14 protein-coding genes are annotated in these 13,418 nt (G+C 54.4%); all 14 read right to left on the bottom strand.

Annotated features, from left to right (window positions below):
• Nucleotides 1–64 precede the first annotated feature (64 nt).
• The 14 genes from cbiE to rlmN all read right to left on the bottom strand — a co-directional run bounded on the left by cbiE (nt 65) and on the right by rlmN (nt 13,418).
• Nucleotides 65–691 (bottom strand): precorrin-6y C5,15-methyltransferase (decarboxylating) subunit CbiE, encoded by a 627-nt coding sequence (cbiE, locus tag P157_RS0107815; protein ID WP_026760504.1) that lies wholly within the window; start codon nt 689–691, stop codon nt 65–67.
• Complete coding sequence (gene cbiD, locus P157_RS0107810; RefSeq protein ID WP_026760503.1) at nt 681–1,805, bottom strand: cobalt-precorrin-5B (C(1))-methyltransferase CbiD; 1,125 nt, start codon at nt 1,803–1,805, stop codon at nt 681–683. Before cbiD ends, cbiE begins: the two co-directional genes overlap by 11 nt.
• A 103-nt stretch (nt 1,806–1,908) precedes the next feature.
• Nucleotides 1,909–2,898 carry a lysylphosphatidylglycerol synthase transmembrane domain-containing protein gene (locus P157_RS0107805; protein WP_026760502.1) on the bottom strand — a complete coding sequence of 330 codons (990 nt, stop codon included), beginning with the start codon at nt 2,896–2,898 and terminating at the stop codon, nt 1,909–1,911.
• 29 nt (nt 2,899–2,927) lie between these two features.
• Nucleotides 2,928–3,713, bottom strand: a complete 786-nt coding sequence (gene folE2, locus P157_RS0107800; protein ID WP_026760501.1) for a GTP cyclohydrolase FolE2 — start codon at nt 3,711–3,713, stop codon at nt 2,928–2,930.
• Nucleotide 3,714: 1 nt separating this feature from the next.
• A complete protein-coding gene (queC, locus tag P157_RS0107795; RefSeq protein WP_026760500.1) occupies nt 3,715–4,401 on the bottom strand; it encodes a 7-cyano-7-deazaguanine synthase QueC in 687 nt (228 codons plus the stop codon).
• Nucleotides 4,402–4,417: 16 nt separating this feature from the next.
• A complete protein-coding gene (gene rpe / locus P157_RS0107790) occupies nt 4,418–5,062 on the bottom strand; it encodes a ribulose-phosphate 3-epimerase (protein ID WP_026760499.1) in 645 nt (214 codons plus the stop codon).
• The gene (gene rsgA, locus P157_RS0107785) at nt 5,059–5,967 is read right to left on the bottom strand and encodes a ribosome small subunit-dependent GTPase A (protein WP_026760498.1); all 909 of its coding nucleotides are present in this window, start codon (nt 5,965–5,967) and stop codon (nt 5,059–5,061) included. The genes rpe and rsgA overlap by 4 nt, the downstream gene beginning before the upstream one ends.
• Nucleotides 5,968–5,998: 31 nt before the next feature.
• Nucleotides 5,999–7,759, bottom strand: coding sequence for a Stk1 family PASTA domain-containing Ser/Thr kinase (gene pknB / locus P157_RS14140; protein ID WP_037368227.1), 1,761 nt, complete (start codon nt 7,757–7,759; stop codon nt 5,999–6,001).
• Between the two features lie 31 nt (nt 7,760–7,790).
• Entirely contained in the window at nt 7,791–9,188 is a 1,398-nt protein-coding gene (locus P157_RS0107775; RefSeq protein ID WP_026760497.1) for a peptidoglycan D,D-transpeptidase FtsI family protein, read from the bottom strand.
• Nucleotides 9,181–10,452: an FtsW/RodA/SpoVE family cell cycle protein gene (locus tag P157_RS0107770; RefSeq protein WP_026760496.1), complete on the bottom strand. Its 1,272-nt coding sequence runs from the start codon at nt 10,450–10,452 to the stop codon at nt 9,181–9,183. Before P157_RS0107770 ends, P157_RS0107775 begins: the two co-directional genes overlap by 8 nt.
• The gene (locus P157_RS0107765) at nt 10,449–11,174 is read right to left on the bottom strand and encodes a Stp1/IreP family PP2C-type Ser/Thr phosphatase (RefSeq protein ID WP_230578458.1); all 726 of its coding nucleotides are present in this window, start codon (nt 11,172–11,174) and stop codon (nt 10,449–10,451) included. Before P157_RS0107765 ends, P157_RS0107770 begins: the two co-directional genes overlap by 4 nt.
• Entirely contained in the window at nt 11,171–11,623 is a 453-nt protein-coding gene (locus P157_RS0107760; RefSeq protein ID WP_026760494.1) for an FHA domain-containing protein, read from the bottom strand. Before P157_RS0107760 ends, P157_RS0107765 begins: the two co-directional genes overlap by 4 nt.
• On the bottom strand, nt 11,623–12,366 hold the full coding sequence (locus P157_RS0107755; RefSeq protein ID WP_026760493.1) for an FhaA domain-containing protein: 744 nt from the start codon (nt 12,364–12,366) through the stop codon (nt 11,623–11,625). The genes P157_RS0107760 and P157_RS0107755 overlap by 1 nt, the downstream gene beginning before the upstream one ends.
• A gap of 11 nt (nt 12,367–12,377) precedes the next feature.
• Nucleotides 12,378–13,418: a 23S rRNA (adenine(2503)-C(2))-methyltransferase RlmN gene (gene rlmN / locus P157_RS0107750; protein ID WP_026760492.1), complete on the bottom strand. Its 1,041-nt coding sequence runs from the start codon at nt 13,416–13,418 to the stop codon at nt 12,378–12,380.

Genomic DNA, 13,418 nt, shown 5'->3' with positions numbered 1-13,418 from the left:
TCGAAGTGCTGGTAATCAGCACTTGTACACAGTCTTTCATCTGTTCTAGCTATTATTCGTTTATTCAGTTCTCTATGAGCAGTATGCAGTGGGTATAGGCTGGCAAATCCTTTGCTTCCTGCAGTGTCGTGGTGACGATTTTCTCATCTTCATAAGACAAGCGGCTGCAAATGTGGATTGGCTGTTCTTGAGGCCAGCCGTTTTTTATAAGAATCTTGGGGATGGTCTGGGAATTGTTTTGGCTGTCCGTAAGCAGGCCCAGAATTTTTCCCGGCTTGTAGGCGATTTCCTCTGCTGAGGGTGTACGGCCATGGAAACTAGCCAGCGTGGCATCATGCCAGGGCAAAGCCAGACGGGCAAAGGCATACTGCATAGCGCTGATGCCGGGGATTACCGTTAGCTGCTCTGCGGGGAATTCACGCCGAAGGGCATCCAACAGGGAATAATAGCCGGGGTCACCGGATACCATGGCCACCACATCAGCCTGCTGTAACTTGCCACGGATAAAATCCATTACACCTTGAATATCGGCGGTTATCGGACAGGTTTCCTGCTCGTCCACGGCAAACTGGGACAGGGCCCGTCTGCCGCCCACGAGGAACTTCGCCTGTTTAATGGCGTTTAGCCCCTTGGGTACGATATAGTCCGGGTTACCGGGGCCGATGCCCACGACGATAATTTTATTCTGCATTTCCAACCGGCACCTCCCCGCCTAATTCTTTACAAATTGCCTGCGCTGTTTCGTCCATGCCCAAAAGTTCGCCTGTCATGGTGACCATCACGGTGCCTACCTGCATCTTTTGGAACAGATAACGCTCGGCTCGCAGGCTGGCCCGCTCGGCCAGGCGCTGACATACACGGCTCTTTAGCCCTGCTCGTTCGAGTACAGCCAAAGCGTCTTCTGTGGTATTGGCACTTAATACGGCCTGCACATCACTAGTGCTCAACCCTTCTGCCGCCCCATAGGCCGCCATGGTTTCCAGACGGCCATCAGCAATGCGGTTATGGGTGTAGAAGCAGCCTGCCGCCACTTTAATCAGCTTGCCAATATGGCCGAATAGCAGCACGCGTTTGATGTCCCGCTGCTGGGCCGCTTCGAGCATAAAGCCGATAAAGTTGCTCGTCTGCACCATGGCCTGCGCAGGCAGCTGCCATTTGCCCGCCAGCCGTTCGCCAATCTTGCCGGGCACAAAAATCAGTGCGTCAAAGCCTGCCGCTTTGGCTACATCAATCTGCGGCACGAGGGAGTTTTTGAATCCTTCCTCGGACATGGGCCGCAAAACGCCCGTCGTGCCGATAACCGATATTCCGCCCTCGACCCCTAAGATGGGATTGAGGGTTTGTTTCGCCAGTTCCACGCCTGCCGGAATGGAAATCGTAACTTCCAAAGGGATTTTATCCGTCCCGAGCACTTCGGCCACCACATTGCGGATTAACTGCCGCGGGCCGGGATTGATGGATGGCTCACCCACAGGAACTGACAGGCCGGGCTTGGTTACAGTGCCAATGCCCTCGCCTGCCTTGAAGACCACTTCCGGCGGCGCTGCTTCTAAATGGCGAATCGTCGTAAATACCGATACGCCGTTGGTGATATCCGGGTCATCACCAGAAAATTTCACCACTTCGGCGGTAATTCCGCGTTCATCTTTGACGATATTTTTGACGGGTATAAGAAGCTCCGTGCCATCCAAGGCACGGAGTTCTATGCTATCCCAATCCTCACCTTGTTCATAGAGCAGCGCGGCTTTTACACCAGCAGCGGCACAGGCGCCGGTGGTGTAGCCGCTTCTAAGTTCTCTTGACATAATCTACCTCTCTCCACCTCATCCGTCAGCCTTTCGGCTGCCACCTCCCGGGGAGTCCACCGGACTCCCGCGCCTATATAGCGCCCCCTCAAGGGGAAGGCTTTTATTTATTCAGCTGACGGCTAAGGAAGTCGCGGCCAAATACCGTTAACGTGTAGTATAGTCCAATCAGGAACGGGATATATTCGGCAATCAGGCGCCAGCAGACGGCGATAATGCCGACGGTTCCAGCTGGCACTGTTTCGCTGAAGAGCAGCACGAAGCCGCCCTCGGCAATGCCGGAACCACCTGGTGTCGGCGTGAAGTAGAGCAGCATGTTGAGGAAAATCATGCGGCCCATCACCGTGTACCAGTCCGCATCCGTTACCCCCAGCCCCAAGAGCAGGCAGGGGACAATGGCGTAGATGCACAAGAGGTTCAGCCCGGACTCCACAAAGACCAGCAGCATTTTCCATGGCGACTGCAAGAGCAGGGCAATGGCGCATTTGGTATCGCGGTAAAAGGCAAAGACCTTGCGGCGGCGGGCATTTTTCATATGGCGGGTGAAGCGGATGACGAAGTAATCCAGCGTCCCCTTCCTTGCCCCCACCACGATGGCAATAATGACCACAAAGGCCGTAAGGGTAATGGCCATCAGCGTCTGATTGGATATGCCCGGCAAGATGCCTTCATCATGCATAAAGATAAAGGGCATGCAGAGCACCAAAAAGAAGATGGACAACAGCGTGCGGACGATAACGAGCACCGTAGCTTTGCCTGTCGGCACCCCCGCATGGCGCAGGAACATCAGCTGAGCAACAGCCCCGCCGGTTGCGCCTGGTGTTAAGAGTGCCAAAAAGTAATTGCCGAACACCACCTGCACCGCCTGATAAAGGCTGATTTTCTCATTGGAAATCTTGACCATATGCATCAGGCGGCTGCCGTCAAAGAACATGCCTAGACCTACAGCCAGAATGGCCAGCACAATGGACCAGGGTTGAAAGCGATTTAGATTTTTCAGGGTATTTATATCAACGGTTGTATAGATAACCACGCCGGAGATAACAACCACCAGCAGGATTAAAGCCATAAACCGTTTGTAAACTTTACTCATGCAAACCGTCCCTTGGGATAGTTATTTTCTTACAGTGCTTCCTCATGCGCCGCATAGGCACTGTGATTATGAATGGACTCGTAGTTCTCGCATTCCACGGAGAACCAGCCCAGACCTTCAAGCTCACGCAGAGCCAGCACCGTATCCCGCAAAATATCCTCTACAAACTTGGGATTTTCATAAGCGGCTTCCGTGACGAATTTTTCATCCTCGCGCTTGAGCAGCGGATAAATGGGCGAAGAGCCCTGCTTTTCCACGAGCTCGGCCAAATCTTCAATATAGATGCAGTCATAGCCATCCTTGAAGCGCAGCTGAATGCGGGCCACCGAGCGCTGATTGTGCGCGCCGTAGCTGGAAATCTCCTTGCTGCAGGGGCATAGGGAGGTAAAGGGCACCTCCACGCCCAGCTGGAATTCCATGGGCGCTCCCTTTTCCTTGCGGCCCGTGAAGCAGCAATCCAAATCCAGTACGGAAGTACGGCGGCTGACCGGAGCCACCTTGTCCACGAAATACTTGAAGGAAAGCTCGACCTCTGCTGCATGGGCTTCGAGTTTTTCCAGAGCTTCTGCCAGCATGGCTTCCATTTCCGGTTCAGCCAGCGGCTTTCTGCTCCAGGGCATCAGGATTTCCAAGAAGCGGCTCATATGCGTGCCCTTGTACTGACTCGGCAGAGCCACGGTAAAGCGCACACGGGCCAGCACCTGCTGATAGCTGCCATCTTTGGTCTTAATCAGGAAGGGCAGATGCGCTTCCTTAATGCCCACCTTCTGGATGGCAATGCCGCGTTTATCCTGGCGGTTTTGTACGTCCTGCATGTTAGTTCCTCGTTTCGTATTCTACCGGGTCTTCCACGCCGGCTTCGGCAAAGCCCTGCAGGCGCAGCTTGCAACTGTCGCAGACGCCGCAGGCCTTCTCGCCGCCCTTGTAACAGCTATGGGTGAACTGTAACGGAGCGCCGAGCTTCGAGCCCAGCTGTACGATTTCCTTCTTGGACAAATCCTGCAGCGGCGTTTCAATCGTGATTTTCGTGCCGTTAACCGCCGTAGCCGTAGTGGCATAATTGGCCAATTCCTGGAACTTCTGAATGAATTCCGGGCGGCAATCCGGATAGCCGGAGTAATCCACGGAGTTCACACCGATATAGACATGAGTTGCCCCCACGACTTCGGCATAACCCATGGCATAGGACAGGAAAATCAGGTTGCGGGCGGGCACATAGGTGATGGGCACATCTTCCCGGTTGACATCCCCCTCCGGCACGTCGATATGACTGTCGGTCAGTGCGGAACCGCCAATGGCCTCCATATTGGTTTCGATAATCAGATGTTTGGGCACATTGTAGAATTCCGCGATTTTCTTAGCGCCTTCGAGCTCGATGCTATGGCGCTGATGATAGTTGAAGCTGATGGGATATACTTCATAGCCTGCTTCCTTGGCCACAGCCATACAGGTACAGCTGTCCAGGCCGCCGGAAAGCAGCACGACTGCTTTTTCTTTTGCCATTGTTACATCTCCTCCATTAACCACGAATGGCCTTGATGGCTGCGGCCACATCTTCGGCTCCATAAATGGCAGAACCGGCTACCAGCACATTGGCCCCGGCTTCCTGCACGAGCTTGCTGGTTTCGGCATTGATGCCGCCATCCACTTCGATGTCGCAGGTAAAGCCCATATCCTTAATCGTATGGTAGAGCATGTGAATCTTTTCGAGCTGGGATGCGATAAACTTCTGACCGCCAAAGCCCGGGTTCACCGTCATAATCAGCACCATATCCACATCCGGCAGGATTTCTTCAATCATCGAGAGCGGCGTGCCGGGATTCAGCGCGATACCAGCCTTGCAGCCGGCAGCCTTAATCTGCTGAATGATGCGGTGGTGATGGCGGGCAGCCTCCCAATGGAAGGTGATGATATCAGCGCCAGCTTCGGCGAAAGTTTCAATATGCGTTTCCGGATGTTCCACCATGAGATGTACATCAAATACTGCCTTACTGGTTGGACGCAGGCTTTTTACCACCAGAGACCCCAGTGTGATATTGGGCACGAAAGTGCCATCCATTACATCAATATGAATGTATTCCGCACCGGCATCGGTTACTTTCTTGACATCATCTGCCAGATGAGCAAAATCCGCCGACAAAATGGAGGGTGCAATTTTAATCATTTATATTCCTTCTTTCGTTTCAACTGTTGCGCTTCCTGAATTTCTTTATAAATGGCCTCATAGGCCTCATACCGTTCCTGAGAGATTTCCCCATTTGCCAGTGCAGCCTTGATGCCGCAGTCCGGTTCATGGGTGTGGCTGCAGGGAGCAAAGCGGCACTTGCCCAGATACGGGCGGAACTCGGGGAAAAAGTTTGCCAATTCTTCCAAGGGAATCTCCCCCAGTTCCATGGCACTAAATCCCGGCGTATCCACGATAAAGCCTTGCTCATAAGGCAAAAGTTCCGCCACGCGGGTTGTATGTTTGCCCCGCTTAATCTTGTCGCTGACCCGCCCCGTCGCTAAGGAAAGGCTGTCATCTATGGCATTGAGCAGGGAGGATTTGCCGACACCAGAGGGACCGGCAAAAACGGTGGTTTCACCTGCCAGCGCCTCCTTGAGTTCTGCAATGCCCTGCTTTTCCTTGGCGGACACCCGCAAGACGCGGTAACCGGCCTGCTCGTAGAGGTTCAGAAAATCGGCGATATCACCATCATGCAGATCCGCTTTATTGACACAGATAAGGATGTTCTTAAGGCCTGACCATTCCGCCAGCACCAAGAAACGATTCAAGAGCAGCGGATGTAAATCCGGCTGTGCCGCGGCAAAGGTCAGAATGACCTGCGTTACGTTAGCGACAGCAGGACGGCGCAGCATGCTTTCGCGGGGCAGCTGTTCTTCCACCACGCCCGTGCCGTCCGGCAGCCTGCCGATAAGCACCTTGTCGCCGGGCACTACGCCCTGACTCCTGCGCATTTTCTTGAACTTGCCCCGCAGCTTGCAGGCCACCAGTTCGCTGTCTGTATTGGTCTGGACATAGAAGAAGCTGTTATAGGCCTTGATTACTCGGCCTTCCTCTAATTGCATAAATGCTCCTCCCTAATCAATAAACACCATCTCAGCGGCTCTTGCTGCTTTCATTTGGCTTTGGTGCCACAGTTTCCTGTTTGCCGCTGTCCTTCTTGGTTGACTTGTCCGTTTTCTCCTCCGTGGTCTTGCCTGCTTCGGCTACCACAAGATGGATGGATTCACCCGTGAGGGCTTCGGCGCCACCGCCAGGACTCTGGCTGATGACCGTGCCTTCCGCCTGCTTGCTGGCCTTGCGTTCCACACTGCCGACCTTGAATCCGGCGCTGGTCAGTGCCTTGCGGGCCGATTCAAGTGGCAGGCCCGTCACATCCGGTACAGAGGATTTCTGTTCCTTCTTGCCCTTGCTGATAACCAAATCAATGGTTTCGCCACGGGTCACCCGGGTACCTACCCGCGGGTCCGTGCTGATAACTACACCGGCTTCTTCCGTATCGGAAGCCTTTTCCGTTATCAGGCCAATTTTCAGCCCCATCTTTTCGAGTTTGGCAATGGCATCTGCTTTCTTAAGGCCACGGATATCGGGCATTTCGATATTTTCGCCGCCCTTGCTGACCTTGATGGTAATCAGGCGTTCTTCCTTAACCTTGGCCCCGCCTTCAGGATTCTGGGAAATGACCATCCCCGCGGGAACTTCGGCGCTGAATTCTTCATCCACCTTGACCCGCAGGCGCTTGTCCTCCAAAATCTGCTTGGCCAGTGTCATCTGCTTGCCGGTAACATCTGGCACTTCCACTTCGGCCGTGCTCCAGAACTTGCCGAAGCTCAGGAAGGCCCCCACAAAGAAGCCCATCATCAGCACCATGACCAGACCGGCGACAAATTTCTTGGACTTGAAGATGGATTTATCTTCCTCTTCATCCTCGTCATAAGCCGGCTGCGCATAACGCTCACTGCGGACGGCCAGCGGCGATTCCTGTACGCGAGGCAATACCTGCGTAGCATAGGGGTCCGTAACACCAGCACTGTAACCGCCCAGCATCTGCTGTGCCTGCGTGATATCCTGCACCAGTTCGCTGCTGCTCGGACGCATGTTGGCATCCTTCTGCATGGCACGGGCCACAATGGCTTCTACCACCGGCGGGATGGATTCATCGAGCTGACGCACCGAGCGCGGCTGCTCCTGCAAATGCTTCATGGCAATGCTGACCGGCGTTTCGCCCGTGAAGGGCAGCTGACCCGTCAACATTTCATACAGGACCACGCCGAGCGCATAGACATCCGAGCGGGGCGTAATCATGGTTCCCTTGGCCTGTTCCGGGGAGAAGTAATGAACAGAGCCTACCACATTGCCCGTATAAGTCATGGTGGATTCCGTCACCGCCCGGGCGATGCCGAAGTCTGCCACCTTGGCACTGCCGTCAGCCATCATCAGAATGTTATGCGGCTTGATGTCGCAGTGCACGAGATTATTGGCATGGGCATGAGCCAGCGCGCTGGCAATATCCCGGGCCACATGGAGGGCGTCGGCCACGCTAAGATGGCCTTCCTGTTTGATGCGGTCCTTCAAGGTGCTCCCGGGCACGTATTCCATGACGATATAATGGTCATCGCCATTTACGCCGACATCATAGATATTGACAATATTCGGATGCGAGAGTTTGGCTGCCGCTTGGGCTTCCCGATGGAATTTCTGAATGAATTCCGTATCCCGCTTAAACTGTTCATGGAGGATTTTGACCGCTACTGTGCGGTCAAGCAGTATATCTCTGGCCTTATACACATCAGCCATGCCGCCGCCGCCAATGAGCTCCTGCAATTCATATCGATTATCCAAGACACGCTGGTTCATTGAATTTCTCCTTCCCCAAGGCTTTCTATGATTAATTTTGTAAACTCAGGATTATTTTCCGGGCAATAGGTGCCGCTACTTTGCCGCCACCGCCGCCGTTTTCCACAATGATGGCAAAGGCGATGTTGCGGTTGCGCAATTTTGCCGAGCCGATAAACCAGGCATGGTCCTCACCGTGAGGATTCTCGGCCGTGCCGGTCTTGCCAGCCACTTCCACGCCGCTGACCTGGGCGGCCTTGCCCGTGCCCTTGGTCACTACATCTTCCATATAGCTGTGGATTTTAGCGGCCATGGCTTCAGTCGTTACCGTCAGCCATTTTTCGGGGCTGGCCCGATGTACCACCAGACCTCCGGGCGTGATGACCTCCTGCACGAGGTATGGCTTCATCACCGTGCCGCCATGAGCATAAGCCGCAGCCATCATGGCCATATGCATGGGCGTCACGAGCAGGGTACTCTGACCGATAGCCGTCTGGGCCTGGTCGCCGGTCCCCAGCTTGCCAAACTCCGGCAAATGGGAGGCCGTCATGACGATTTCCCCGCCAATTGACTTGTCAAAGCCAAAGCGCTCAAAGGCCTTTTTGAGTTTGGCATCCCCCAGGCGCATGCCCAAGGTGCCAAAGGTCACATTACAGGATTCCGTCAGGGCCTTGCGCAAATTCACCCGATTGTGAATTTCCCCATGACTTTCCTGAATGCTGTGACCGCCGCCTACATCCAGAACGCCGGGGCAGTCAAACGTTTCCTGCTCGTTGGTCACATCTTCCGTCAGCGCGGCGTCCGCAATCATGGGCTTAATGGTAGAGCCCGGCGGGTAGAGTCCCTGTACCGTGCGGTTCAATAACGGCCCGCCCGCTTCCTGGGACATGGCCTTCCAGTTGGCCTCCACATTGTTGGGGTCATAGGCCGGCGAGCTGACCATCGCCAGCACCGCCCCAGTATCCACATCAAGCACCACGACGGCACCCTTGCGCCCGTCCAAGCCGTCATAAGCGGCCTGCTGGGCATCAGCTTCAATGGTGGTCTTGAGGTCATTGCCCCGGTCCGTCTGCAAGAGCTGGGACAATGGCCCCAACTTGCTCATATCGGCGGTGAGCCCTAAAAGCTCCCGATTCGCATGGCCTTCCAACCCGGCGCTGCCGATATTCTCGCCGTTATAGCCGGTAATATGAGCCATCACTTCTCCCTGCGGATAGCTGCGGGTGCCATCATTCTGTGTCTGGGCCATAACCCGCCCATGGGCATCGAAGATGGTCCCTCGGCGGATATCGGCCTTGGCCGCTGCCGCCCGCATATTCAGCGGATTTTCCGCCAGCTCCTGCCCTTCCCAAACAGCTAGATAGCCGATATAGAGGGAAAGCACCGCCACCATCACGAGCAGAAAGGCACCGACCTGCAATATTTGCCGTTTTAATTTCCAGTCAGACATTTTTCTGCTCCTTGGTTAATGATAACAATAGCGCCAGCAGGATAAAGCTGGACACCATGGAACTGCCGCCATAACTGACAAAGGGCAGGGTAATGCCTGTCAGCGGCAGGAATTTCGTCACACCGGCAATAATGATAAACATCTGCAGCAGAATCAGCACACCACAGCCTGCCATCAAAAGCGCCTCCGTGGTGTTCTTTAACTTCAAAGCACCTTTGATGCCCCGCCAAAAGAGCAGGGCGTAACAGATGATGAGCATAAGGCCTGCCGTAAGGCCCATCTCCTCCACAATGGCCGAGAAGATAAAGTCCGTGTGTACTTCGGGGATAAAGCCGGGATGACCGAAGCCAAAGCCCGTCCCCCAAAGGCCGCCTGTGCCGATGGCAAAGAGCGACTGCACTACCTGATAGGCCATGCCATTGGGGTCAGCCCACGGGTCAAGCCAGATATCAAAGCGCACCCGCACATGACCAAACATTGCATAGCTGGCTGCTGCCGCTATGCCCATAAAGGCCAGCGCTAAAAACACATAGGACTTGCTGCCTGTAGCCATATAGGTCATAAGCACTGCCATGCCGAAGAACAGCAGGGCCGAGCCCAAATCCTTTTCCACGACGAACATCAATACCGCCATGCCCCAGATGCAAATGAGGGGTGCGATAAACCGCAGGGGCGGCAGCCGCAGGAACAGGATTTTGTGGGCAGGCAGGGTCAGAACCCTGCGATGGTCAGACAGGTACGAGGCCAAAAAGAACAGGAGGATAATCTTGCCAAATTCCGAAGGCTGCAAGGATACCGGCCCGAGTACCAGCCAGTTCTTGCTGCCGCCGATTTCCGTGCCGAACAGCAGTGGCAGCCCCAGCAGGAACACACAGCCAATGCCCAAAAGGTAGGGATAGTTAAGCATGCGCCGGATTTTCGGCCAGAGCCGGATGACGAAGAACATCACCAGCATGGCAATGCAGAGCCACTGCATCTGCCGTAAAAGGAGTGCCGGTTTCAACCGGGCAATTTCCACGAGGCCAATGCTCACGAGCATCAGAATAATCGGCAGAATAAAGGTATCGAGCTTGCGGCGGATAACCACCATCTGAATGACGATGGTCAAAAAGATGGCCACAAGTAAATACGGAACATACGTCAAAGGGTCCTGCAAGGTGTTAGTCGTCACCTTTTGCATGGCGCCCTGCATCTTTAAGTATAACACCGTCATACCGCAGAGGAAAATCCCCAAAGGTGCCGTTAGAAGTCCCCAGTTTCTCATAGGAGGCTCACCACCACAGCAGTAACATTATCGGTGCCTCCGCCGGAAAGCGCGGCATCTACCAAAGCTCTGGCAGGATTCTCTGTGCCTGCTCTAAGCAGCCGGACGATTTCTTCGTCTGGCACATGCTTCATGAGGCCGTCCGTAGCCAGCAGGAAGATATCGCCACCGCGTACCGCGAGCTGGCCGCTGTCCACGGGCAGATTCTCCAAAGCGCCAACGGCTCTGGTCAGCATATTGCGCTGCGGATGCGTCTTGGCCTCCTCAGGCGTGATGGTGCCTTCCCGCACCAAATCTTCCACATAGGAATGGTCCCGGGTAATCTGCTCCAACACCATACTGCCCTGTCTGAGCACATAGAGGCGGCTGTCCCCTACATGGGCCCAGCTGCCACTGTCGGACTGGTCATCAATATGGAGCAGGGTCGCTGTGGTGCCCATACCTTCACAGCCGGGATGTTCCACCACATATTGGCGGATGGCACGATTGGCCTGTATCACGGCCTGACACAAATCGTCTTCCCCGACGCTTTCCCGGCCAGATAACATTTCTCGGACTGTGTCCACCAGCATCTGGCTGGCCACATCGCCTGCTGCTTCACCGCCCATGCCGTCAGCTACGGCATAGACATGGACATTTTCCAAAACCGCCAGATTGTCCTCATTGCCTTTGCGCACTAAGCCCACATCGGTGGCTTCATATACTTGCTGCAATTCGTTCACCTCTCGAACCTTAGGGTAACCATGCCAATACGGATTTCATCACCGGGTTTCAGATACGCCCGGCCCTCCAATGGCTGACCATTTACATAAGTATGGTTCACGCTGCCCAAATCCTCAATGACATATTGGGCACCATGGAGAAAAATCGTGGCATGGCGGTGGGAAACAAAATTTTCGGGAATGCGTATATCATTTTCCGCACCCCGGCCAATGGTTATTTCCTCCTGGAATGCAAACCGCCGTCCCTGCAGTTCCTCCTCGCTGGCTTCCACCACCGTGAGCAACGCCTCATTCTGCCTTACTGCGGGCTTGTGCTGGCGCTTCATTTCCTTCTTGACCTCGCCGAACATCTTGCGGGACAGGCTGACGGTAAAATAAATCAGCCACAGGAGCATGCCATATTCCAGCGCTACCCTGGCCACCTTAATGGCCATTGCCGCACCTTGCATCAAATCACCTCGTATAGTAATACCGTTGTTCCGATTTGGATTTCATCCCCGGAACACAGACATAGGGATTCCACCGGCTCACCGTTCACATAGGTGCCGTTGGTACTTTGCGCATCATAGAGCACGTGCCGGTGATTTTCATAGGCAATCCAGGCATGGAGCCGGGATGCCTTGGTGTCGGTGAGAATAAAATCGTTTTTCTCCCGGCGGCCGATATATATCTGCCCTTCGCCAAATTCCAGATACGCATCCATATCCGGGCCTTCCACCACCTTCAGCGAAGTAATCTTCACTTCCTGCGGCAGGTTGAGCGGCTGCTGGCTGCCCAGTTTGGGCTTGGCAAGCACCAAGGTATGGGGTTCTTCACAAGTTTCAGCCGGTTTTTCTTCCTCGGTGAAACGCGCCTTTAACTCGAAGGTTCCGCGCTGCTTTTCGCCATCGGCCTGACAGAGCACCGTCAAATTCCCCGGCATGATATAGTCCTGCAAAATGACCTGTTTTTCTGCCACGGCATAAAGCTCATCCATAATCCGTCTGGCGCAGAGCCGCTGATAATCCTCCTTAGCCAGGAAGAATACATACTGATTGGGCACCTTGCGCCGTGGCTTGCCCTTGCCCTGACGAGCGATTTCCTTCTCCAGCGCCTTACTTAGTTCCACCGGTTCCAAATCGCTGCTGAACTTTTTGTTGAAGAAGCCTTCGATATGATTTTCCAAAAAGGACTCTAACTTGCCAATGCCCATAGAATTCACCTCTAATCCTGCAAATGCTTGTTGCGCAGCTGACCGCAGGCCGCCTGAATATCCGTGCCCATCTCCCGGCGCACAGTCACATTCACATGATGGCTCGCCAGATACCCTTCAAACCAGTCAATCCGTGCCTTGGACGGACGCAGAAGATTGCGTTCCACCACAGGATTGATGGGGATGAGATTGACGCTGGCTAGCTGGCCATGCATAAGCGCCGTAAGCTCTTTGGCCTGCTGCTCGCCGTCATTTAGCTGGTCAATCAGTATGTATTCGTAAGTCACCCGCCGCTTGGTCTTGTCGGCATAGTTCTTGGCCGCCACCACCACATCCTTCAGCGGATATTTGCGGTTGATGGGCATGATTTCCGAGCGCAGCTCTTGATTCGGCGCATGCAGGGACACCGACAGAGAAATGGGCATGCCCTCCTCTGCCAGCTTGTACATGTTGGGCACAATCCCCGAAGTGGACAGCGTGATATTGCGGTATCCCAAGCCCAACGTATAGGGCTCATGGATAAGGCGCAGGAACTTCACGACCTCATCGTAGTTCATCAGGGGTTCTCCGCTGCCCATAATCACCATGGTATCCACCTTACTGCCGGACTCCTCCCGCAGCATATCATTGATGGTTACCGCCTGCGCCAAAATTTCCCCACAGGTCAAATCACGGGCCAGACCATGAAGGGTGGAAGCGCAGAAAGCGCAGCCCATATTGCAGCCGGCCTGCGTGGAAACGCAGATGCTATTGCCATAAGGCTGACGCATCAGCACTGTCTCAATAGCAGTGCCATCGGCAAACTCCAGCAGGAATTTCGTGGTCTTTTCATCCTGTGAATCGAGCCGCGCCTTAATCTTAGGACGGCCAATGGTGAAATTCTCCGCCAGCTGCTCACGCAAAGCCTTCGACAGGTTGGTCATGGCGGAAAAATCCACCGCCCCGCGCTGATAGAGCCATTCGGCAATCTGTTTGGCGCGGAACTTCTGTACCTTCAAGGGCGCCAAGACTTCCTGCAGCTCTGCTAAAGTCAACCCAAATATATTTGTCAA

Source organism: Selenomonas ruminantium AC2024 (genome assembly GCF_000687995.1).
GTDB classification, from domain to species: domain Bacteria; phylum Bacillota; class Negativicutes; order Selenomonadales; family Selenomonadaceae; genus Selenomonas_A; species Selenomonas_A ruminantium_B.
This window is presented reverse-complemented; position numbering and strand designations above follow the sequence as displayed.